This is a genomic window from Streptosporangium sp. NPDC002524 (assembly GCF_040295985.1).
Classification (GTDB): Bacteria; Actinomycetota; Actinomycetes; order Streptosporangiales; family Streptosporangiaceae; genus Streptosporangium.
Genome location: NZ_JBEOWK010000022.1, coordinates 100,189 through 122,010, shown reverse-complemented (window position 1 = coordinate 122,010; position 21,822 = coordinate 100,189). Strand labels below are relative to the sequence as shown.

At 73.2% G+C, this 21,822-nt stretch carries 19 protein-coding genes and 1 pseudogene; 15 read left to right on the top strand and 5 right to left on the bottom strand.

Going from position 1 to position 21,822, the window contains the following annotated elements; all coding sequences use genetic code 11:
* Positions 1-193 precede the first annotated feature (193 nt).
* From ABT053_RS32060 to ABT053_RS32050, 3 genes are all read left to right on the top strand, one after another.
* The gene (locus ABT053_RS32060) at positions 194-856 is read left to right on the top strand and encodes a molybdopterin-dependent oxidoreductase (RefSeq protein WP_502991911.1); all 663 of its coding nucleotides are present in this window, start codon (positions 194-196) and stop codon (positions 854-856) included.
* Between the two features lie 48 nt (positions 857-904).
* Positions 905-2,134 (top strand): histidine kinase, encoded by a 1,230-nt coding sequence (locus ABT053_RS32055; protein WP_350974080.1) that lies wholly within the window; start codon positions 905-907, stop codon positions 2,132-2,134.
* 76 nt (positions 2,135-2,210) lie between these two features.
* Positions 2,211-3,002, top strand: a complete 792-nt coding sequence (locus ABT053_RS32050; RefSeq protein WP_350974079.1) for a LytR/AlgR family response regulator transcription factor — start codon at positions 2,211-2,213, stop codon at positions 3,000-3,002.
* A 1,051-nt stretch (positions 3,003-4,053) separates the two neighbouring features.
* On the opposite strand, the gene ABT053_RS32045 is transcribed toward ABT053_RS32050, so the two are convergent.
* Positions 4,054-4,893: a deoxyribonuclease IV gene (locus ABT053_RS32045; protein WP_350974078.1), complete on the bottom strand. Its 840-nt coding sequence runs from the start codon at positions 4,891-4,893 to the stop codon at positions 4,054-4,056.
* A 384-nt stretch (positions 4,894-5,277) separates the two neighbouring features.
* Between ABT053_RS32045 and uraD the strand changes: the two genes are divergently transcribed.
* The 9 genes from uraD (at position 5,278) to alc (ending at position 14,333) form a co-directional block, all read left to right on the top strand.
* Positions 5,278-5,901 carry a 2-oxo-4-hydroxy-4-carboxy-5-ureidoimidazoline decarboxylase gene (gene uraD / locus ABT053_RS32040; RefSeq protein WP_350974077.1) on the top strand — a complete coding sequence of 208 codons (624 nt, stop codon included), beginning with the start codon at positions 5,278-5,280 and terminating at the stop codon, positions 5,899-5,901.
* Positions 5,902-6,109: 208 nt separating this feature from the next.
* A complete protein-coding gene (gene uraH / locus ABT053_RS32035) occupies positions 6,110-6,421 on the top strand; it encodes a hydroxyisourate hydrolase (RefSeq protein WP_350974076.1) in 312 nt (103 codons plus the stop codon).
* A 2-nt stretch (positions 6,422-6,423) separates the two neighbouring features.
* Positions 6,424-7,344: a factor-independent urate hydroxylase gene (gene pucL, locus ABT053_RS32030; protein WP_350974074.1), complete on the top strand. Its 921-nt coding sequence runs from the start codon at positions 6,424-6,426 to the stop codon at positions 7,342-7,344.
* Between the two features lie 15 nt (positions 7,345-7,359).
* Positions 7,360-8,235: an FAD binding domain-containing protein gene (locus ABT053_RS32025; protein WP_350974073.1), complete on the top strand. Its 876-nt coding sequence runs from the start codon at positions 7,360-7,362 to the stop codon at positions 8,233-8,235.
* The gene (locus tag ABT053_RS32020) at positions 8,235-8,708 is read left to right on the top strand and encodes a (2Fe-2S)-binding protein (protein ID WP_344745015.1); all 474 of its coding nucleotides are present in this window, start codon (positions 8,235-8,237) and stop codon (positions 8,706-8,708) included. Before ABT053_RS32025 ends, ABT053_RS32020 begins: the two co-directional genes overlap by 1 nt.
* A gap of 231 nt (positions 8,709-8,939) precedes the next feature.
* Positions 8,940-10,310: an 8-oxoguanine deaminase gene (locus ABT053_RS32015; RefSeq protein WP_350974071.1), complete on the top strand. Its 1,371-nt coding sequence runs from the start codon at positions 8,940-8,942 to the stop codon at positions 10,308-10,310.
* A gap of 261 nt (positions 10,311-10,571) precedes the next feature.
* Positions 10,572-11,813 (top strand): glycerate kinase, encoded by a 1,242-nt coding sequence (locus ABT053_RS32010; RefSeq protein ID WP_350974069.1) that lies wholly within the window; start codon positions 10,572-10,574, stop codon positions 11,811-11,813.
* A gap of 21 nt (positions 11,814-11,834) precedes the next feature.
* Positions 11,835-13,148 carry an allantoinase AllB gene (gene allB / locus ABT053_RS32005; RefSeq protein WP_350974067.1) on the top strand — a complete coding sequence of 438 codons (1,314 nt, stop codon included), beginning with the start codon at positions 11,835-11,837 and terminating at the stop codon, positions 13,146-13,148.
* 87 nt (positions 13,149-13,235) lie between these two features.
* Entirely contained in the window at positions 13,236-14,333 is a 1,098-nt protein-coding gene (alc, locus tag ABT053_RS32000; RefSeq protein WP_350974065.1) for an allantoicase, read from the top strand.
* Between the two features lie 30 nt (positions 14,334-14,363).
* Here the strand turns inward: alc and pknB are convergent, their stop codons facing one another.
* From pknB to thiO, 4 genes and pseudogenes are all read right to left on the bottom strand, one after another.
* Complete coding sequence (gene pknB, locus ABT053_RS31995; RefSeq protein ID WP_350974064.1) at positions 14,364-16,304, bottom strand: Stk1 family PASTA domain-containing Ser/Thr kinase; 1,941 nt, start codon at positions 16,302-16,304, stop codon at positions 14,364-14,366.
* Between the two features lie 75 nt (positions 16,305-16,379).
* The gene (locus ABT053_RS31990) at positions 16,380-17,183 is read right to left on the bottom strand and encodes a thiazole synthase (RefSeq protein ID WP_502991914.1); all 804 of its coding nucleotides are present in this window, start codon (positions 17,181-17,183) and stop codon (positions 16,380-16,382) included.
* 81 nt (positions 17,184-17,264) lie between these two features.
* On the bottom strand, positions 17,265-17,465 hold the full coding sequence (gene thiS, locus ABT053_RS31985) for a sulfur carrier protein ThiS (RefSeq protein ID WP_344745009.1): 201 nt from the start codon (positions 17,463-17,465) through the stop codon (positions 17,265-17,267).
* Between the two features lie 293 nt (positions 17,466-17,758).
* Positions 17,759-18,883: pseudogene (gene thiO / locus ABT053_RS31980) on the bottom strand (glycine oxidase ThiO); the annotation flags it as partial.
* A 325-nt stretch (positions 18,884-19,208) separates the two neighbouring features.
* Here thiO and ABT053_RS31975 point away from each other — a divergent pair.
* The 3 genes from ABT053_RS31975 to thiE are packed head-to-tail and all read left to right on the top strand — an operon-like array spanning position 19,209 to position 21,431.
* Positions 19,209-20,387, top strand: coding sequence for an NAD(P)/FAD-dependent oxidoreductase (locus ABT053_RS31975; RefSeq protein ID WP_350974061.1), 1,179 nt, complete (start codon positions 19,209-19,211; stop codon positions 20,385-20,387).
* A 50-nt stretch (positions 20,388-20,437) separates the two neighbouring features.
* Positions 20,438-20,812, top strand: a complete 375-nt coding sequence (locus ABT053_RS31970) for an Rv2175c family DNA-binding protein (RefSeq protein WP_344745006.1) — start codon at positions 20,438-20,440, stop codon at positions 20,810-20,812.
* Positions 20,790-21,431, top strand: coding sequence for a thiamine phosphate synthase (gene thiE / locus ABT053_RS31965; protein ID WP_350974059.1), 642 nt, complete (start codon positions 20,790-20,792; stop codon positions 21,429-21,431). Before ABT053_RS31970 ends, thiE begins: the two co-directional genes overlap by 23 nt.
* Positions 21,432-21,822 lie beyond the last annotated feature (391 nt).

Below are 21,822 nucleotides of genomic sequence, written 5' to 3'. Positions count from 1 at the left end.
CGTTCGCCAGGCTGTCAGCGCAGCATCTGGTGGCGAACGGTCCGACCTAAGGGTCCGTCGCCATACCAAAACCAGAACGCGGTGCGCATAGCGGCAAATGATAGCGCACGACGAGAACACGCTCTCCCGTGACCCGGGAGCCGGACGGGGAAGGGGGCAATGCGGTGGCCACCGAAGTGGCGGGAAACCGACGATGGCAGGATTACCCCGTGCCAGCGGGGAAACGGCGAGGGGAGTGACGGTGGAGCAGTCCGAACCGCCTGAGGAGCCTCGCCTGCCGCCGGGCCAGTACGTCCCCCGGGGCAGGCCGGTGATCCACTACGGCCGGGTCCCCACGTTCCGCCCGGCGACCTGGCAGCTGCACGTCATGGGGGCGACCGCCTCGGGCGAGCAGCACCGCTTCACCTGGCCCCAGTTCTCCGAGCTGCCGCGCACCACGATCGTGGCCGACTTCCACTGCGTCACCAAGTTCTCGATCATGGGCAACGAGTGGAGCGGGGTGTCCACGGAGACGCTGATGAAGATCGCACCGCCCGCGCCCGGCGTGAAGCACGTGATGATCTGGGGCGAGTACGGCTACAGCGCGAACGTCCGGATAGGCGACTTCGCCCGCTCCCAGACGATGTTCGCGCTGGAGTTCGACGAGAAGCCCATCTCCCCGGAACGCGGGTTCCCGGTGCGGATGATCGTCCCGCACCTGTACGCGTGGAAGAGCGTCAAGTGGGTCCGCGCCGTGGAATACCTCCTGGAGGACAAACGCGGCTTCTGGGAGGAGCGCGGCTACCACAACATCGCCGACCCCTGGCGCGAGCAGCGCTACTCCTACCAGGAGGAAGCGGGCGAAGGCCCACCGTGATCGGCGTTCGCCCCTGATCAGAGGGGTGGGTTGACTACGGTTTCCCGCATGTCGACGACCGGCTGGGTGCTGTTGTGCGCCTTCAGCACCCTCCTCGGATTCCTCCTCCCCAGCCCGCGCCGGCGGCGCCCGGACCGGCCGGGCGGCCCGACGGACGAGGCCACCTTCCTCACCCTGCACATCGCGGCGATGGCGGCCCCCTCGCTGCGGTCCGGGCTCACCCGCGAGTCCGCGCGCAAGGCGGTCCGCCACCTGCGCGCCCTGCTGGGCACCAGCGCCATCGCGGTCACCGACGCGGGCGGCCTGCTCGCCTGGGACGGCGCGGCGGGCTGCCACCGCGACCACGCGCCCGAGCACGCCCGTACGGTCCTCGCCTCCGCCCGCCCGCGCGTGATGGCCGGGGACGAGCTCGCCTGCGACACCCCGGGCTGCGACATCCGGGGCGGGGTCGTCGTGCCGCTCACCGTCGACGGGCGGGTGGTCGGGGCGCTCGCCGCGTACGACACCGTGGTGAGCGGGGCGCTGGTGCGGACCGTCACCGAGGTCGGCCGGTGGGTCTCGGGGCAGCTGGAGCTGGCCGAGGTCGACTCCTCGCGGCGGCGGACGATGGCGGCCGAGATGCGGGCGCTGCGCGCCCAGATGTCGCCGCACTTCGTCTACAACGCGCTCACCACCATCGCCTCCTTCGTCCGCACCGACCCCGACCGGGCGCGGGAGCTGCTGGTGGAGTTCGCCGACTTCAACCGGTACGCGCTGCGCCGGGCCCGCGACTTCACCACCCTCGCCGAGGAGGTGCACTGCGTGGACCGCTACCTGCTCCTGGAACGTGCCAGGTTCGGCGACCGGCTCCACGTCACCCTGCGGGTCGCGCCGGAGGTGCTGTCGCTCCCCGTCCCGTTCCTCTGCCTGCAACCCCTGGTGGAGAACGCCGTCAGGCACGGGGTGGCCGCGGCGGGACGCCGCGGCGAGGTCCGGGTGGTGGTCAGCGACGCCGGGCCCGAGGCGCACATCAGCGTGCAGGACGACGGCCTGGGCATGCCTCCCGAGCGGACCCGGCTGCTCCTCGACGGGGGCCTCCCGCACGCGGGCCCGTACGGGAGTCCACATGGGGGCCTGCACGGGGACTCGCACGGTGACGAGGAGGAGGGGATCGGGCTGGCCGGAGTGGACGTGCGGTTTCGCCAGATCTACGGCGAGGACTACGGCCTGGTCGTGGAGAGTGCCCCGAACGCGGGCACCACGGTGAGGCTCCGCGTGCCCAAGCTCCCCCGCCGATAGCTAGTTGTAGTCAAACTATTACCTGAAGTCGCGATGAGGCTTGCGGCGGGCGTGGTCGAGGGGGCAGCGTAGGGTCATGTTGCGAGTCCTGGCCGTTGACGACGAGGTCCCCGCTCTTGAGGAGATCGCCTATCTCCTCCGCCAGGACCCCCGGATCGAGCACGTCTCCACCGCCGTGGGCGGGGTCACCGCGCTCCAGGACATGGTCCAGATGATCGGTACGGGCGAGCGGCTGGACGGGGTCTTCCTCGACATCCGGATGCCCGGCCTCGACGGGCTCGACCTGGCCAGGCTCATCGCGGGCTTCCCCAACCCGCCCCGGCTGGTCTTCGTCACCGCCCACGAGGAGTGCGCGGTGCAGGCCTTCGAGCTGGAGGCGGTCGACTACCTGCTCAAGCCGCTCCGGGCCGACCGGCTGGCCGAGGCGGTACGCCGACTGGAGGCGATGACCCCCGCGGCGGCCGACCCGGTGCCCGAGGACGTCATCCCGGTCGAGCTCGCCGGGCGGACGAGGTTCGTGCCGCAGCAGGCCGTCTGGTTCGCCGAGGCGCAGGGCGACTACGTCCGGCTGCACACCGACGAGGGCAGCTACCTGGTCCGCATGCCGCTCGCCGCCCTGGAGCGGCGCTGGGCCGGCTCGGGGTTCATCAGGGTGCACCGCAGCACGCTCGTCTCGGTACGGCACGTGAGCGAGCTGCGCTTCGACGGCGGCCGGGTGATGCTCAGGGTGGGCACCGAGACGCTTCCGGTCAGCCGCCGCCACACCCGCCAGGTCCGCGAGCGGCTCGTCCGCCAGTTCCGCGACCGCCCGGCCGTCCCCGGGGTGGCCGCCCGGGGCAGGTCCCTGCCCTCCGCGGCCCTGCGCTAGCCGCGTCTCTTTTCCCGCCGGGGGTGGGGCCCTTCCCGAGGGTTTGAAGGCCTCTCCCGGGGGTGAGGGCTTCTTCCCATGTTCCTTTGCGAAGGCCGGGGATCGAGGGCTGAGAGCTCTCCTGGGTTTTGAGGAGTGAAGGCTCCCTTTCGCGTTCCCCGCGAGGAGTGAGAGGGCTCGTCCTTCCTGGCCATGCCGGTAGCCGCGGGTGGTTCCGCGTGGGCCCGTCTGGGGCGTCCCGGGGCACGGAAGGAGTTCCGGGCGGGGGAAGGTCTCTCGCCCCTCTCGGGGCGTACGCCCGCCCGGGTCCTGCCTTCGAGCGCTCCCACGCCCCCGTGTGGCGATTCACGCCCGTGTGGACCCCGGGACACCCACCCCCGGGCCGCCGGGCCTCCGGTGTGTCCTCGGTCGCCGCTGGGCCGTCGCCGGACGGTGTCGCGCGCCCGTCGCGGGCATCCCGCCCGGGAGCCTGCCTGGGGCGTTCGGCCGGGACGCCCGCCTGCCGTCGCCGGATCGCCGGCCCTGGACTCCGTTCGCCGCACGCGTTTCGCGTGTCCCGCCGGTGCTCTTCCGTACCGGTGGTCACGTGGGTCCCGGAAGCCCCCGATCGACCGCTCGTCGTCCACCGGCGGCCGTTCGTCGTGCCGGTACTCTCCGCACATCGACAACTACGAACCGTTAATCGCGCTGGGGGGAAAGCGCCGCTCACTCGTCTGGACGCGCCTCTAGTGTTCCCTCATCGGAGAGCGAGACCCGCCGCGTCAGGGGGGGACAGGGCCGCAAGGCTCACGTAAGACCTGACGCGCGGACACCGGGTGACCGTCGGGAGCCGGCGACATTCGGTCACCCGGCTGCCGGGTCCTTGGCCGGAAGGGGAGGGGCCGCCGATCTCCGATATGACGGGACGCCCGCGTTAGCCAGCGGGCCGGACCGTGATCCGGCCACACGGGGGCGGTCGGATCACGAGGACGGGCGTCCCGTCCGACCTCGCGGTCTCAGGGGACGCGGGCCCTGCCTGCCGGTGACCGCCGGCAGGCAGCCGGTCGCCGGATCAGGTGTCGCGGAGCTTCTTGAGAGCGTCGACGTCCTCGCGGTGCTTCTCGGCGCCGCCCGGCGTCTCGATGCAGAACGGCACCCCCGCCACCACGGGGTGGCGCATCATCTCGGCGAAGGGGGCCGAGCCGATGTGTCCGGCGCCGATGTTCTCGTGCCGGTCTCTCCTGGAGCCGCTCGGGTCCTTGGAGTCGTTGGCGTGGACCAGCTTGAGCCGCCCCGGGGCGATCGCGTGCAGGGCGTCCAGGGTCTCCTTGACGCCCTCGGAGGTCGACAGGTCGTGCCCGGCGGAGAAGACGTGGCAGGTGTCGAAGCAGACGCCCGCCTTCGGGTGCCAGTCGAGGGCCTCCAGGTAGGGCTCCAGGTCCTGGACGGTCGCGCAGAGCACCCCGCCCTGCCCGGCCATCGACTCCAGCAGCAGGTCGGGCCCGTCGTCGGGGATCTCCTCCAGGAGCGGCAGGAGATGCTCGTGCAGCTGGCGCAGGGCGGCGTCACGGGGCTGGCTCACCGCCGACCCCGTGTGGACGACCACTCCCTTCGCGCCGATCGCGTGGGCGCGCAGCAGGTTGTGGCGCACGGTGGCCACCGACTTCTCCAGCGTCTCGGGGCTCGGGGAGCCCATGTTGACGAGGTACGAGGCGTGCACGAAGGACAGCACGCCCGACTCGCGCAGCGCGGTGTCCTGGGCGGGGTCGCCCGCGGAGAGCGCCCAGCCGCGGGGGTTGGTGACGAACACCTGGATCATCTCGGCGCCGATGTCCGCGGCGTACCGCAGCCCGCCCTTGGCGAGACCGCCGGTGACGGAGACGTGGCCGCCGATGGGGGAGAGTGAAGTCATAGTGCCACCATTTTAGGCGCCGTCCAGGGGGTTCACCGGGCCCCGCCGATCGGTGTTTCTTATCGCCCGCCGCAGCTTGGCTTCACCCGCCGCCGTCGTTCGGCTTCACCCGCCGCTATCGCTTGGCTTCACCCGTCACCACCGCCCGGCTTCACCCGCCGCCATCGCCTAGTTTTGCCCGCCGCCGTCGCCTGGCTTCACCCGCCGCCGCTGCCCGCCGTTGTCGCTCGGCCTCACCCGTGGCCGTTGCCCGCCGCTGTCCGCCCACCGTTACTCGCCGTCCGACGAGTTTGGAGCATGTTACGAAAATCTGGGGCAAATCATGGCTCACTTTGTGGTCCGTGGCGCTGGACCGCACACGCCGGGGGTGTGTGTACTGCTCGCATGCCTAACGTGAACTCCGCGCCGCCGGTCCCGGGGCTGGCCGCGTTCAACGCGCTGGGCGCCGAGGAGGCCGAGGCCGGGCTGCTGGCCTGCTGCGCCTCCCGGGCCTTCGCCCGGGAGGTGGCCGCGTCGCGCCCCTACCCTGACCTCGACCGGCTGGCCGAGGTGGCGGAGGCCGCCGTACGAGGGCTCGACTGGTCCGGCGTCGGTGAGGCGCTGGCCGCCCACCCCCGGATCGGCGAGCCGCCCCGGGAGAGCGGTCCGGTGGCGGGTTCCGAGCCGCCCGGCCCCCTGGAGACGCACCCGGAACGCCCGGAAAGGCGCCCGGAACCTCCGGAAAGGCACTCGGCGAGGGAGGCGGCCTGGTCGCGCGGGGAGCAGGCCGGGGTCGACACGGCCGGGCGGGAGGTCCTCGACCGGCTGGCGGAGGGCAACCGCGCCTACGAGCGGCGGTTCGGCCACGTCTACCTGATCTGCGCCACCGGCCTGTCGGCCGGGGAGATGCTGGACCGGCTCACCGAACGGCTCGGCAACGACGAGGACACCGAGCGGGAGGTCGTCAGGACCGAGCTCGCGAAGATCACCCGGCTGCGGCTGGCGAAGCTTCTGGGAGCCGCCCCGTGAGCCCCGCGTTCCTGGTAGCCGTCACGGGTCGGGGAGCGGTCACGAGCTTCGTACCTCTGGGAGCCGTCACGAGCTCCGTAGTTCCGGGGATCACCACGAGCCCGGGAGCGGTCGTGAGCTCCGTACCTTCGGGGACCGTCACGAACCCGGGAGCCGTCACGAGCTCCGTACCCCTCGAAAACCGTGTGACCGGGGAAGGGCGTCCCGCATGAGTCTCTCCACCCACGTGCTGGACGCCGCCCTGGGCAGGCCCGCGGCGGGGGTCGCCGTACGCCTGGAACGGGACGGCGAGGTGCTCGCCGAGGGTGTCACCGACGCCGACGGGAGGATCGCGGGATGGACCTGCGGGGAGGGTGACCACCGCCTGGTCTTCGAGACCGGCGGCTACTTCGCCGCCCGCGCGGTGGACGCCTTCTACCCGCGGGTCTCGATCGACTTCACGGTGGCGGACGCGCGGGAGCACCACCACGTGCCCCTGCTGCTCAGCCCGTTCGCCTACTCGACGTATCGAGGGAGCTAAGCATGTCCGTCGTTCTCGGCCCCAACCGCTACGGCAAGGCGGAGACCCGCCTGGTCCGCGTCGTCAGGGACGGCGGCGTCCACCACATCAAGGACGTCACCGTCGGCTCGGCGCTGTCCGGCGACATGGAGGCGGTCCACCTCACCGGGGACAACGCCGCGGTCCTGCCGACCGACACGCAGAAGAACACCGTGTACGCCTTCGCCAGGAAGCACGGCGTGGCGGAGATCGAGGACTTCGCGATCCTGCTGGCCCGCCACTACGTGGAGTCGCAGCCCACCGTCCACCACGCCCGCGTGGAGATCGAGGAGCACTTCTGGGACCGCGTCCCGGTGTCCGAGGACGTCGCCGGGGAGCGCGGGCGGCACTCCTTCGTCCGCTCCGGCCGGGAGACGCGCACCTGTGCCGTCCACCACGACCGGGACGGCACCACCACCGTGGTCTCCGGGCTGAAGGACCTGGTGGTGCTCAACTCGACCGACTCGGAGTTCTCCGGCTTCGTCGAGGACGAGTACACCACTCTCCCGCCCACCAAGGACCGCGTCCTCGCCACCGCCGTCTCGGCCCGCTGGCGGCACCTGCCCGGAGCGGCGGCACCGGGGACGGCGGCGGCGTCGGGGACGGCGTACGGGGAGTCGTACGACGAGGTGCGCCGCCACCTGCTCGGGGCGTTCGCCGAGACCTACAGCCTGTCGCTGCAGCAGACGCTCTACGCTATGGGCGAGCGGGTCCTGAACGCCCGCGAGGAGGTCTGCGAGGTGCGCCTGGCGATGCCGAACAAGCACCACTTCCTGGTCGACCTCACCCCGTTCGGGCTGGACAACCCCAACGAGGTGTTCCACGCGGCCGACCGTCCCTACGGGCTGATCGAGGGCAGTGTGCTCCGCGACGACGCCCCCGACGCCCGCTTCGCCTGGGAATGAATGGGAGTGACGAACATGGACTTCCTGCGACCCGCCACGTGGGCGGAGGCACTCGCCGCCAGGGCCGACCGGCCGGACGCGGTCCCCATCCAGGGCGGCACCGACATGATGGTCGAGCTCAACTTCGACGTGCGGCGGCCCGGCGCGCTGCTCGACCTGAACCGGGTCACCGAGCTCGCCGGGTGGAGCGAGGAGCCGGACGGCAGGCTCAGGGTCGGCGCGGGCGTGACGTACGCCCGGCTCATCGCCGAGCTGGGCGACCGGCTGCCCGGCCTGGCCCAGGCCTCCCGCACGGTCGGCTCGCCGCAGATCCGCAACCGGGGCACCGTGGGGGGCAACCTCGGCGCGGCCTCGCCCGCCGGTGACAGCCACCCGCCGCTGCTGGCCGGGGACGCGGTCGTCGAGGTCGAGTCCGCGGCCAGGGGCGTGCGGACGATCCCGGCCTCGGACTTCTACCTCGGGGTCAAGCGCAGCGCGCTGGAGGCCGACGAGCTGATCCGGGCGTTCTGGATGAGCCCCGCGAGCGGCCCCCAGTACTTCTCCAAGGTCGGCACCCGCAACGCCATGGTGATCGCGGTCTGCTCGTTCGCGATCGCGCTGCGCCCCGATGAGCGCCGGGTCGGCACCGGCATCGGCTCGGCCGCCCCGACCCCGCGCCGGGCCGTCGCCGCCGAGGAGTTCCTCGCCGCCGAGCTCGACTGGGAGGCGCGGCTCGACCCCGCGCTGCTCGGCCGTTTCGGCGAGCTGGCCGCCGAGGCCGCCTCGCCGATCGACGACGTGCGCGGCACCGCCGGCTACCGGCGCCACGCCATCGCGGTGATGGCGCGTCGCACCCTCACCTGGGCGTGGAACGAGTTCCGCTCCGGACACTTCGAGAGGAGGGCCGGCTGATGCGCGTCACCTTCACCGTCAACGGCCGCACGGAGACCGCCGACGACGTCTGGGAGGGCGAGAGCCTCCTGTACGTCCTGCGCGAGCGGGTCGGCCTGCCGGGTTCCAAGAACGCGTGCGAGCAGGGCGAGTGCGGCTCCTGCACGGTCTACCTCGACGGGATCCCCGTCTGCGCGTGCCTGGTCGCGGCCGGGCAGGCCGAGGGGCGCCAGGTCCGCACCGTCGAGGGGCTCGCCGACGGCGACCGGCTCGACCCGATCCAGGAGGCCTTCGTCGAGTGCGGCGCCGTCCAGTGCGGCTTCTGCACCCCCGGCCTCCTCGTCCAGGCCCACGATCTCATCGAACGGGTCGCGCGGCCGTCCGACGCGGAGATCCGCGAGGCCCTGGCGGGCAACCTGTGCCGGTGCACGGGCTACGAGAAGATCCTCGACGCCGTACGCCTCGCCGCGGCCCGGAAGGCGGAGGCCCGGTGAGCCTCACCCTGATCGGGAACGTCCGCGTGGAAGGCGGCGGTTCGTGAGTTCCGTCTTGGTCGAGAGCGTCCACGCGGAACGCGGTGGCTCGTGAGTTTTCCTCTGGTCGAGAGTGCCCGCGCGGAAGGCAGTGGCTCGTGAGTTTCCCACTGGTCGAGAGTGCTCGCGTGGAAGGCAGTGGTCCGTGAGCTTTGCCCTGATCGAGAGCGTTCGCGTGGAAGGCGGCGGCCTGTGAGTTCCACCCTGATCGAGAACGTCCACATCGCCCCGGTCGTGGGCCCGGAGATCCCGTCGGGGCACATCCACGTCGAGGGCGACAGGATCGTGGCCGTGGGCGCGGGCCCGGCGCCGGACGTCCCGGGAGCGGTCAGGGTCGACGGCACCGGCTGCCTCGCCACCCCCGGCCTGGTCAACACCCACCACCACCTCTACCAGTGGGCCTCCCAGGGGCTCGCCCAGGACGCCACCCTGTTCGAGTGGCTGACGGCGCTCTACCAGGTGTGGGCCGCGATGGACGCCGAGGTCGTCAGGGGCGCGGCGGGCGCGGGGCTGGGCTACCTGGCGCTGTCGGGCTGCACCACCTCCAGCGACCACCACTACATCTTCCCCAAGGGGCGCGGGGACCTGTTCGCCGCGGAGATCGAGGCGGCGCGGGAGGTCGGCCTGCGCTTCCACCCCGCCCGGGGCTCGATGGACCGGGGGAGGTCGCAGGGCGGCCTGCCGCCGGACGTCGTGGTCGAGCGGCTCGACGAGATCCTCGACGCGACGGCCGAGGCTGTCGACACCTACCACGACCCGTCCTTCTCCTCCATGCTCCGCGTCGCGGTCGCCCCCTGCTCGCCGTTCTCCGTCAGCGCCGAGCTGATGACCGAGGCCGCCGCGCTGGCCAGGTCCAAGGGCGTACGCCTGCACACCCACCTCGCCGAGACCCTCGACGAGGAGGAGCACTGCCTGCGGCAGGTCGGGCAGCGCCCGGTCGACTACATGGAGAAACTCGGCTGGCTCGGCCCGGACGTGTGGTTCGCCCACGCCGTTCACCTGAGCGACGGCGACATCGACGTCTTCGCCCAGACCGGTACGGGTTCGGCGCACTGCCCCAGCTCCAACGGCCGTCTCGGCGCCGGGATCGCCCGCGTCTCCGAGATGCTCCACCGGGGCGCGAACGTCGGCCTGGGGGTGGACGGCAGCGCCTCCGCCGAGCTGACCTCGCTCTCCGGCGAGATGCGGCAGGCCCTGCTGTTCCAGCGGGCCAGGTACGGGCCCACCGCGCTCACCGCCCGGCAGGCCCTGGAGATCGCCACCCTCGGCGGGGCGAGGAACCTGGGCCGCGAGGAGGAGCTCGGCTCCCTGGAGGCCGGGAAGCTCGCCGACATCGCCCTCTGGCGTACCGGGGCCTTCGCCTCCGCGGTCGCCGACCCGGTCTGCGCCCTGGTCTTCGGCACCCGGCAGCCCCCGCTGGCCCGGCTGCTGGTCGGCGGGCGGACCGTCGTCGAGGACGACGAGCTGCGTACCGTCGCCCAGGACGAGCTCGGCCGCGCGGGGGGCGAGGCGCACCGGCGCCTCATGCGCCTGGCGGCGGAGCAGGGCTTCGGGATCTCGTGACCCTCCCCGCCGGTGGCCCGGAGGCGTCACCGGGGGAGAGCCGGGCGCCCGCGGTGCCGGGAGCGCCCAAGGCACCCAAGGCATCCAAGGCACCCGAGGCACCCGAGGGGTGCGGACGTTCGGGCGGGGGGACCGGGCGTCGAGGGCGTCCGGGGACGGATGTCAAGATGGTGCTCCGTCTCACCGGGGTCCGGCATCCGCCTCCCGTCCGCTCGTACCGGCCGGGGACGCGTGCCTCCCATCCGTCACCAGGGAGCAGGGTTGTCTGAGTCGTCGGGACACGTCGTGATCGCCCCGGACAAGTTCAAGGGCTCGCTGACCGGCGCCGAGGTCGCCGCGCGGGTCGCGGCGGGCTTCGGGCCCGGCGTCACCACGCTCGCGCTGCCGGTGGCCGACGGCGGCGACGGCACCGTGGACGCCGTCGTGGCCTGCGGGTTCACCCGCGTTGAGGTCGAGGTCACCGGGCCCGTCGGCGAACCGGTCCTCGCCTCCTACGCCTGGCGCGACGCCTCCCCGGCGGAGGGAGCCGTTCCGGGAGCCGACGTGCCGACGGCGGTCGTCGAGCTGGCCGAGGCGTCCGGCCTGCGGCGGCTGCCGGCCGCCTCCGGGCCCGCCGCCCCGTCCGGATCCCCCGCGCACGAGGGCGTCGAGCCGGCCCCGCTCACCGCGACCAGCCACGGCACCGGCGAGCTGATCGCCCACGCCGTACGGCGCGGGGCCCGGCGGGTCGTGCTCGGCCTCGGCGGCAGCGCCTGCACCGACGGCGGCACGGGCATGATGCGGGCGCTCGGCGTCCGCTTCCTGGACGCCGGGGGGCGGGAGCTCCCCCTCGGGGGAGCGGCCCTCCGCGACCTGGAGAGAATCGACACCTCCGGGCTTATCCAGATCGACGGGGTCGAGTTCGTGGTCGCGGGCGACGTGGACAACCCGCTGCTCGGCCCGCACGGCGCCGCGGCCGTGTACGGACCGCAGAAGGGCGCGAGTCCCGACGACGTGAAGCTGCTCGACCGGGCCCTCGCCAGGCTCGCCGCCGTCGCCGCGCACACCCACGGCCTGGTCGGCGCCATCGAGCACGACGGCGTCGTCCGCTCGATGGGCGTGGCCGGTCAGCCGGGCGCGGGCGCCGCCGGGGGAGTGGGCTTCGCCGCGCTGGCCTTCCTGGCGGCCGACTTCCGCCCCGGCATTGACTACCTCCTGGAGCTGCTCGGCTTCCGCGAACGACTCGAGGGCGCGCGCCTCGTCGTCACCGGCGAGGGCTCCCTCGACGAGCAGACGCTGCGCGGCAAGGCGCCCGCCGGGGTCGCGAGCGCCGCCGCCAAGGCCGGGGTCCCGGTCGTCGCGGTCTGCGGGCGCCGCAGCCTCGGCGACGAGGAGCTGAACGCGGCGGGCATCACGGCCGCCTACGCGCTCACCGACATCGAGCCCGACCCGGCCGTGTGCATGTCCCAGGCGGGCCCGCTGCTGGAACGGCTCGCCCGCCGGGTCGCGGAACGGCACCTTTGACAGGCGAGGAACGGAGAGCCGATGAGCGCAAGGGCTGAGGATGTGTCGGATCTGGTCATCCGGTCCCGCCGGGTCGTGCTGCCCGGAGGAGAGGGACCGGCGGCGGTCGCCGTACGGGACGGGAGGATCGTCGGGGTGCACGCCTACGACGACCCGCCGGCCGCCGTGGAGCGGGTCGACCTCGGTGACGTCGCGCTGCTGCCCGGCCTGGTCGACACCCACGTGCACGTCAACGAGCCCGGCCGTACCCACTGGGAGGGGTTCGCCTCCGCCACCCGGGCGGCCGCGGCGGGCGGGGTGACCACGATCGTGGACATGCCGCTCAACTCGCTGCCGCCGACCGTGAACGCGGACGCCCTGGCCGTGAAGCGGAAGGCCGCCGAGGGGCAGTGCGCGGTGGACGTCGCCTTCTGGGGCGGGGCGATCCCCGGCAACGCCGGTGACCTGCGGGCGCTGCACGAGGCGGGCGTACGCGGGTTCAAGTGCTTCCTGTCGCCGTCGGGCGTGGACGAGTTCCCGCCGCTGGACGCGGACGGGCTGCGGGCCGCCATGGTGGAGATCGCCTCCTTCGACGGCCTGCTGGTCGTCCACGCGGAGGACCCCGCGCTGCTCGCCGACCCCGAGGGGCCGGGCTACCCGGAGTTCCTCGACTCCCGGCCGGGTGAGTCCGAGCGCCGCGCCGTCGAACGGGTCGCCGCGCTGGCGGGGGAGACCGGGGTACGGGCGCACATCCTGCACGTGTCGTCCGCGCTGTGCCTGGAACCGCTGGCGAAGGCCCGGCGGGAGGGGGTGCGGCTCACCGCGGAGACCTGCCCGCACTACCTCACGCTGATGGCCGAGGAGGTGCCCGAGGGCGCCACCCAGTTCAAGTGCTGCCCGCCGATCCGCTCCTCGGCCAACCGCGACGAGCTCTGGCGCGGCCTCGCCGACGGGGTCCTCGGCTACGTCGTCTCCGACCACTCGCCGTCCACCCCCGACCTGAAGGTGCCCGACTTCGCCGCCGCCTGGGGCGGGATCTCCTCCCTCCAGCTCGGCCTCACCGCCGTCTGGACCGAGGCGGCCCGGCGCGGGCACGGCCTGGGCGACGTCGTGCGCTGGATGGCGGGGAACCCGGCCGAACTGGCCGGGCTGCGCGGCAAGGGCGCGATCGCGGTGGGCGCGGACGCCGACCTGGTCGCCTTCGACGCCGACGCCGTCCACACCGTGGACGTCTCCGCCCTGCACCACAAGAACCCGGTCACGCCCTACCACGGCAGGACGCTGACGGGGGAGGTACGCACGACGTGGCTGCGCGGCCGGGCCGTGGGTAGGGAACCCCGGGGCGCCCTCCTGTAGGGCCTTCGGAGCCGTGGGGGCCGCGGAACGACCTCCGTGGAACGACCTCGACGACCGAGCGGGCTCCCCGCGAGAAAGGTTCTCTCCTTGACCGAATTCCCGGCCGATCTCCCGGCCGATCCGCCGGCCGGATTCCCGGCCGATCCGCCGGCCGGATTCCCGACCGATCCGCCGGCCGGATTCCCGACCGATCCACCGGCCGGATTCCCGACCGATCCGCCGGCCGGGTTCCCGGCCGGGTTCACCGCGCTGCCCGACCTCGCCCTGCGCACCCTCGGCGGCTCGGTCGTCGCGGCCAACGACGAGTCCTTCGCCGAGAAGGAGAGCCTCATCAGGCCGGGCCGCCCCGGCTTCATGCCGCACACCTTCGGCGCCAAGGGCCAGGTCTACGACGGCTGGGAGACCCGCAGGCGCCGCGAACCCGGCCACGACTGGGCCCTGGTCAGGCTCGGCATGCCCGGCGTGGTCAGGGGCGTCGTGATCGACACGGCCTGGTTCAAGGGCAACTATCCGCCGTACGCCTCCGTCGAGGCCGCCGAGGTCGAGGGCTACCCCACGGCCGCCGAGCTGGAGACGGCCGACTGGGTGGAGATCGTGCCCAGGAGCGACCTCAAGGGGGACGCCGAGCACCTCTTCGCGGTGTCCGGCGAGCGCCGCCACACGCACGTGCGGCTGAACATGTTCCCCGACGGGGGCATCGCCCGCCTGCGGGTGCACGGCGAGGTCAGGCCCGACCTGTCCCTGTACGACGGCCTCGGCCTGGACCTGGCCGCCCTGGAGAACGGCGCGCTCGTCACCGCCTGCTCCAACGAGTTCTACTCCTCGCCCAACAACGCCATCTCGCCCGGCCTCGCCCGTCACCAGGCCGAGGGCTGGGAGACCGCCCGCCGCCGCGACGACGGCAACGACTGGCTGGTGATCCGCCTGGCGGGCTCCGGCGTCGTCAGACTCGCCGAGATCGACACCACCAACCTGGTGTTCAACGCCCCCGCCGAGGTCTCCGTCACGGGCACCGCGGACGGCACCACCTGGTTCCCGCTGCTGCCCAGGACGCGCCTGCTGCCCGACACCCGGCACCGCTTCCGCGTCCGGGACGCGCCCGCGGCCACGTACGCCAGGGTGGACATCCACCCCGACGGAGGCCTGGCACGGATCCGCCTGCACGGCTTCCTCACCGAGGGCTGACCCCGCGGCGGCGCGGGGTCGGTGTCCCGGTCAGTACCAGATGGTGACCTCGGTGCCGGGCGGGACCTGCTGGCCGCCCGCCGGGATCTGGGCGAGCACCCTGCCCTTGCCCAGGGTGCGCTTCAGCTTCACCGTGACCCCCGCGGCGCGCAGCTCGTCCCTCGCCGCCCGGTAGTCCTTGAACACGATGTTCGGGACCACCACGACGTGCCGGCCGCCGTCGCCGGGCGGGGGCTCGCCCTCGCGCTCCCAGGGCCAGCGCCAGTCGCCGCCGCACTGCGACAGGGTGAGCCGGACCACGGCGCCCCTGTCGACCTCGGCCTTGGGCTGCGGGTCCTGGGCGATGACAGTGCACGGCTGGGCGGAGTCGGTCTGCTCGACGAACTCGGGAACGAACCCGGCCCCGCGCAGCACCTGGTCGGCCTGGTCGCGGGGCATGCCCCTGATGTCCGGCATGACCAGGCCCGCGCTCACGACCAGGTCGAGCTTGCTGTTCTCCTTGACCGGGTTTCCCACGGCGGGGATGGTCCGCATCACCTGGCCGCGCGGCACGGTCTCGCTGGCCTGCTTCCTGACGTCGTCGACGAGGAGGGACGACTCCGCCAGCTTGCTCCTGGCCTGCGGTTCGGTCATGCCCACCACGTTGGGCACCGCCACCCGCTTGGGACCCGCCGAGGCGATGAGGATCAGCTTGCTCTGCGGCTCGGCCTCGGTGCCCGCCCCGGGCTCGGTGCGCAGCACGACCCCCTTGGGCACCTTCTCGTCGTGCTCTGCCTTGCCCGTCTCGACCGTGAAGCCGCTCCGCCTCGCCTCGGTGGTGGCGGCCGTCACGTTCTTGCCCACGAGGGTGGCGGGCACCACGATGGAGGTGTTCTGCGAGAACAGCCAGCCGGTCACCCCCACCGCGATCACCATGACCAGGGCCAGCCCGATCAGGAACCAGCGGGCACCCGACCCCCTGCGCGCCCTCGGGGCGGCCTCGTGACGGTCGACGGCCGGGCCGGTGAGCAGGTCGGCGCGAGGCTGGATCAGTGTGTGGTTCGCCGGGGCGGGAGGCGCGGGCGCGGCCATCTCGTGGCCGTGCGGCGGGCCGACGGGGACCGACGGAACCGGGCCGCTCTCCCTGGGCAGCATCCGGTGCGCCTCGACGGCGGCGACCAGCAGGGCGGTGGCGTCCGCCGGACGGTTCGCGGGATCGCGGGCCGTCGCCCTGGCCACCAGGGTGTCGAGCAGCGGGGGAGAGCCGGGCAGCAGCGCCGAGGGCACGGGCACCGTGTCGTGCACGTGCCGGTAGGCCACCGACATCGGGGTCTCGCCCTCGTACGGCTGGCGGCCGGTCAGGAGCTCGAACAGCATGATGCCGGCCGCGTACACGTCGCTGCGGGCGTCGGCGCCGCCGGAGGTCACCTGCTCGGGCGACATGTAGCCGATGGTGCCGATCATGACACCGGTGCGCGTCTGGTTGCTCGCCTCGATCGCGCGGGCCAGGCCGAAGTCGACGACCTTGACCCGGCCGTCGTCGGCGAGCAGCACGTTCTCCGGCTTGACGTCGCGGTGGATGAGGCCGGACTGGTGGGCGGCGCCCAGCGCGGCGAGGACGGGGATCATGACTTCCAGCGCCTCGCGGGCGGGCAGCCTGCCCCGGGCACGGAGCACGTCGCGCAGGGTCCGCCCCGGCACGTACTCCATCGAGAGGTAGACGTTGTCGCCGTCCGTGCCCTGGTCGAACACGTGCACCACGTTGGGGTGCGACAGGCTGGCCACCGACTTGGCCTCGCCGATGAAGCGCCGCACGAAGGCGGGGTCCTCGGCGAGCGAGCGGTGCATCACCTTGACGGCGACCGTGCGGTCGAGCCGGACGTCCAGGGCCAGATAGACGGTCGCCATTCCGCCCCGGGCGATCCGGGACTCAACGCGGTAACGCCCGTCGAGGAGTTTCCCGACCAGGGGGTCCGTAAGCGTCGTGTCCACGAGGCCGAGTTTACGGGCGATTTGGCGCCGACAGGATGCCTGAATCCCAAACCGATGCCGAGACGTGGTGGTTTTCTATCGATGAACCGGGGGTGGGCCGTCGATCGAGGGGGAGGAGGCCTCCGCGTAGCGGCGCCGGGGTATCCGCCCGGCCATCCGCGCCGCCCGGCCTGCGGAGACGGCCGAGCGCATCGCCCCGGCCATCAGCTCCGGACGCCGTGCCCGGGTGACCGCGGTGGCCAGCAGGACCGCGTCGCAGCCCAGCTCCATGGCGAGCGCCGCGTCGCTGGCCGTGCCGATCCCGGCGTCCAGGATCACCGGCACGCCCGCGAACTCCACGATCAGCTCGATGTTGTGCGGGTTGCGGATGCCCAGCCCCGAGCCGATCGGCGCGCCCAGCGGCATCACCGCCGCGCAGCCCGCCTGCTCCAGCCTGCGCGCCAGCACGGGGTCGTCGCCGATGTAGGGCAGCACCGTGAACCCGTCGGCGACCAGGCGCTCCGCCGCGTCGAAGGTCTCGATGGGGTCGGGCAGCAGGGTGCGCTCGTCGGCGATGACCTCCAGCTTGACCCAGTTCGTCTCCAGCGCCTCCCTGGCCAGCCTGGCGGTCAGCACGGCCTCGCCGGAGGTGAAGCAGCCCGCGGTGTTCGGCAGCACCTTGATGTCGCGCCGGCGCAGCACGTCGAGCACCGAGCCGCGCGCGGCCGGGTCGAGCCGTCGCATCGCGACCGTGGTCAGCTCGGTGCCCGAGGCGGCGAGCGCCTGGTCGAGGACCTCCAGGGACGGGGCGCCCCCGGTGCCCATGATGAGACGCGAGGAGAACTTCTCACCACCGATGATCAGATCGTCGGCCGTGTCCATCGTGTACGCCGTGTTCATTGTGTACGCCGTGCCGGTCGTGTCCATCGTGTCCATCGTGTTCGCTGTGTCCGCCGTGTCCGCCGTGTTCGTCATCGCCGGTCAACCTCCCTGAACCGCGGTGAGCACCTCGACGCGGTCGGCCTCCGCGAGCGCCGTCGACTCCCAGGCGCCGCGCGAGACGACCTCGTCGTTCACCGCGACGGCCACCCCGCTCCGCACCCCGGTCAGCCGCTGTACGGCCTGCGCGACGGTCGCCCCCGGGGGCAGCTCGTGCGCGGCGCCGTTGATGGTCACGTTCATCGGTACTCCCGCGGTGTGTACTCCGTGTGCCCCGTGTAGCCGGTGTAGCCGGTGTAGCCGGTGTAGCCGGTGTGGCCGGTGTGTCCCGCGTGCTCCGAGGGGCGGTGTTCCCGCGGAGGGCGCTCCCGGGAGTCGTGTTCCCGGGGACCGGGCTCCTGGGGAGTGCGCTCCTGAAGGCCCCGCTCGTGGGGACCGGGCTCCCGCGAGGTGTGCTCCTGAAGGCCCCGCTCGCGGGAACCGGGCTCCCCGGCGCCGGGCTCCCGCGCGGTGTGCTCCGGGGAGCCGGGCTTACCGAAACGGAGGGGCGAGCAGATCGCGGAGAGCCCCGTACCCGTCCCGTCCGCCTCACCCGTCCCGCTCGCGCAGAGGTCGGCGGTGAGCGGCGCGAGCAGGACCCCGCCCCGGTGGTGCCCGGTGGCCAGGTGCAGACCCGGCACGATCGTGGGGCCGACCAGCGGCAGGTTGTCCGGGGTGCCGGGGCGCAGCCCCGCGGCCACCTCGGCCACCTCCAGCTCGGTCACCCCGGGGACGAGCTCCCGCGCGTCGCGCAGCAGCTCCCACAGCCCCCCGGCGGTGACGCGGGTGTCGAAGCCCATCTCCTCCTGGGTGGCGCCGAGGACCATCTCGCCGTCGCCGCGCGGCACCAGGTAGACGTGCGAGCCGTGGACGACCCCGCGCACGCACCGCCGCAGGACCGGCGCGGGGGAGCGCAGCCGCATGATCTGGCCCTTGACGGGCCGCACCGGGGGCAGCGCCTCCGGGGGCACCCCCTCCATGGCGCCCGACCAGGCTCCGGTGGCGAGGACCACCAGGTCGGCGCCGACGGTCTCGCCGCCCGCCAGGCGTACCCCGGTGGCCGTTCCCGAGGACGTGAGCAGCTCGGCCACCCGGGCGCGTACCAGGACGCCGCCCGCGCGTTCCAGGGCCGCCAGGAGTGCGGTGGTGACCCTCCGGGGGTCCACCCAGGCGTCGCCGCCCGCCAGCAGGCCGCCCCGGACGGCGGGGGCCAGCATGGGCTCCAGGCGGCGGCACTCGCGGCCGGTGAGCCGCTCGGCGGGCAGCCCCAGCCCGATGGTGAAGGCGGCGAGATCGTCCAGCGCGGCCAGGTCGTCGGTGCCGAAGGCGACGTCGAGCGTGCCGTCGGTGCGGTAGTCGAGATCGTGCCCGCTCGCGTCCGCCAGCTCGGCGGCGAAGGCGGGCCAGCGCTCCAGGGAGGCCAGGCCCAGCCGCAGCAGCGGCTCCTCGGTGTAGGTGACCTCGCTGACGGGGGCCAGCATGCCCGCCGCCGCGTGCGAGGCGCCGGAGGCCGGCGCGGGGTCGGCCACCGCCACCCTCAGTCCCCGGAGGGCGGCGCGCCACGCCACGGACAGGCCGATCACGCCCCCGCCGGCGACGAGAAGATCGAAATGGTTCGCCATACGTGCTCCGCTCCCTTCGCCGGCATGACCCGGATCAGGTTCGTGGCGGTCGAGGGCTCGCTCGCGGTCGTTCCCAGGACCTCGCTCGCCCGTGCCGTGCCCGGTCGCGCCCCGAAGCGCGTCTCCTCGCACACCACCGGCTCACAGGTCCCGCTACGGCCGCAGCCCTCCTCTCAGCCCGGTGCGTTCCGGGCTCCCGCGCGTCTTCACCCCCACCTTAAGGGTTCGGGCAACACACTTAGAGCGTCAGATGTGAGGTAAATCCCGTTTTCGTTATCAACGACCGTTGGTAGGAGTACGGGGTTCCCGCTTATGGTCGGGAAGTGTGAATCATGTCGTGGTGGTTGGCGCCGGCCTGGCCGGTGTGCGCAGCGTCGAGGCGTTACGGGCCCGTGGGTTCGGCGGCGAGATCACCTTGATCGGAGAGGAACGGCACCGGCCCTACGACCGCCCACCCCTGTCCAAGGGGGTGCTGCTCGGCGAGACCGACTCCACGGTCGTCGACTCCGACCTCGACGCCCTTGAGGTCGACTTCCGCGCGGGCGTGTCCGCCAAGGGCCTGCACCCCGGCGTGGTGGAGACCACCGAGGGCGAGCTGGCCTACGACGGCCTGGTCGTCGCCACCGGCGCCCGCCCGATCAGGCTGCGCGGCGACGGCCCCCAGCACGTGGTGCGCACCATCGACGACGCGCTCCGGCTGCGTTCGCTGCTCGGCGAGGGGACCACGGTCGCCGTGATCGGCGCGGGCTGGATCGGCGCCGAGGTGGCCACCGCCGCCCGCAGGGCGGGCTGCGCCGTGACCGTCGTCGAGGCCGCCGAGACCCCGCTGGCCGCCGCGCTCGGCCAGGTCGGCGCGCACACCGTCCCCTGGTACGCCGAGGCGGGCGTGGACCTGCGCCTGGGCACGATGGTCGCCTCCGTCGACCACGGGGGGCTCACCCTGGCCGACGGCTCGGCGGTGGAGGCCGACGTGGTCGTCACCGGCGTGGGCGTGCGGCCCGCGACCGAGTGGCTCGCCGGGTCCGGCATCAGGCTCGACAACGGCGTGGTCACCGACGAGCACCTGCGCACCTCGCTGCCCGGCGTGGTCGCGGTGGGCGACTGCGCGGCCTGGTGGTCGCGCCGCTACGGCATCCGCCTCCGCGTCGAGCACTGGGACACCGCCCTGGGCGCCCCGGACGTCGCGGCGGCCACCCTCGTCGGCGACGCCGCGGTCTACGACCCGGTCCCCTACTTCTGGTCCGAGCAGTTCGGCCACATGGTCCAGTACGCCGGCCACCACGACGGCGCCCGCCTGATCACGCGCGGCGACCCCGCGGCCGAGGGAAAGCCCAGGTGGGCGATCTGCTGGGTGACCGACGACGACCGGCTCACCGCGGTGCTCTCCGTCAACCGGCCCCGCGACCTCGTCCAGGGGCGCCGCCTCATCGAGGGCGGGCAGCGCCTCGACGTCGATCGCCTCGCCGACCCTGCGATAGCGTTGCGCGATTGTACGGTGGCGTAACCTCGCCGCCAGGTGTTTGGCGAAGGGCTCGATGTGGTAGTGGTGGATTCGTGACGCTTTCTGTTGCGCAGATCGACCGGGAAACCGACCAGCTGGTGGGCGAGTGGCTCACCCTGACCGAGGTGGCCAGAAGGCTCAACCTGAGCGCCGGTCGCGCCAAGCAACTTCTCAAGGACCGCAAGCTCATCGGAGTGCGCAGGGGCGGTGGCGAGCCACAGGTCCCCGCCGCGTTCCTCGTCGAAGGAGACGTCGTCAAGGGCCTCCCCGGCACCCTCACGGTGCTCCTGGACGCCGGATACGACGACGTCGAGTCCCTTCGCTGGCTCTTCACCCCCGACGACACGCTGCCGGGATCGCCGGTCGACGCGATCGTCGCGGGCCGCCACACCGAAGTGAAGAGACGTGCCCAAGCCCTCGGTTTCTGACGCCCGCCTGTATCTCTGTACGGACGGACGGCGTGACCGGGGAGACCTCGCGGACTTCCTCGACGCCGCCCTCGCGGGCGGGGTCGACATCGTGCAGCTGCGCGAGAAGGGTCTCGAGGCGCGCGAGGAGCTCGATCTCCTCGCCGTCTTCCGCGAGGCCTGCGACCGGCACGGCACCCTCCTGGCCGTGAACGACCGGGCCGACATCGCCTACGCGATCCGTCCCGACGTGCTCCACCTCGGCCAGGACGACCTGCCGGTGCGGGTCGCGCGGGACATGCTCGGCGACGACATCCTCATCGGGCGTTCCACTCACGCCCCCGAGGAGGCGTCCGCCGCGGCCGTCGAGCCCGGTGTCGACTACTTCTGCTGCGGCCCGATCTGGCCGACGCCCACCAAGCCCGGCAGGTTCGCCCCGGGCCCCGGCCTGCTCAGGCACGCCGCGGCCCTGGAGACCGGCCGGCCCTGGTTCGGCATCGGCGGCATCGACCTCGCCAACCTGGACGAGGTCATGTCGTACGGCGTGCGCCGGGTCGTGGTCGTGCGGGCGATCACCGAGGCCGACGACCCCAAGGCGGCGGCCGCGGAGTTCAGGCGGAGGCTGGCCGCCCCCGCCTGAAGGCCTGAAGGGTTGAGGGCCTGAAGGTTCGAAGGCCTGGGGCCCTTTCGCCCGGCCGGGACCGCGTCCCGGCAGGGGACGCGTGCCCGGCCGGGAGAGTAGGTCTGCCGGCCCGCTCACGATCCGGCGCGCCCGCGACCCGGCCTGGTCGCGGACCCGCTGTCAACGGGTCTGCTCGCACGTCTGTCGGCCGGACCTGATTCTCGCCCGGTCGGCCTTCTCGCCGGCCCGCGAGCCGACCCACCGGCCCGCCGACCGGCCTGCTCGCGGGTTCGCCGTGAGCCGGCCGGACGGGCGTCGGGCGCGCGGCCAGGTCCGCCGGTCAGATCCGCCGATCAGGTCCGTTGGCCAGATCCGTCGGTCAGGTTCGCTGGCCAGATCCGTCGGTCAG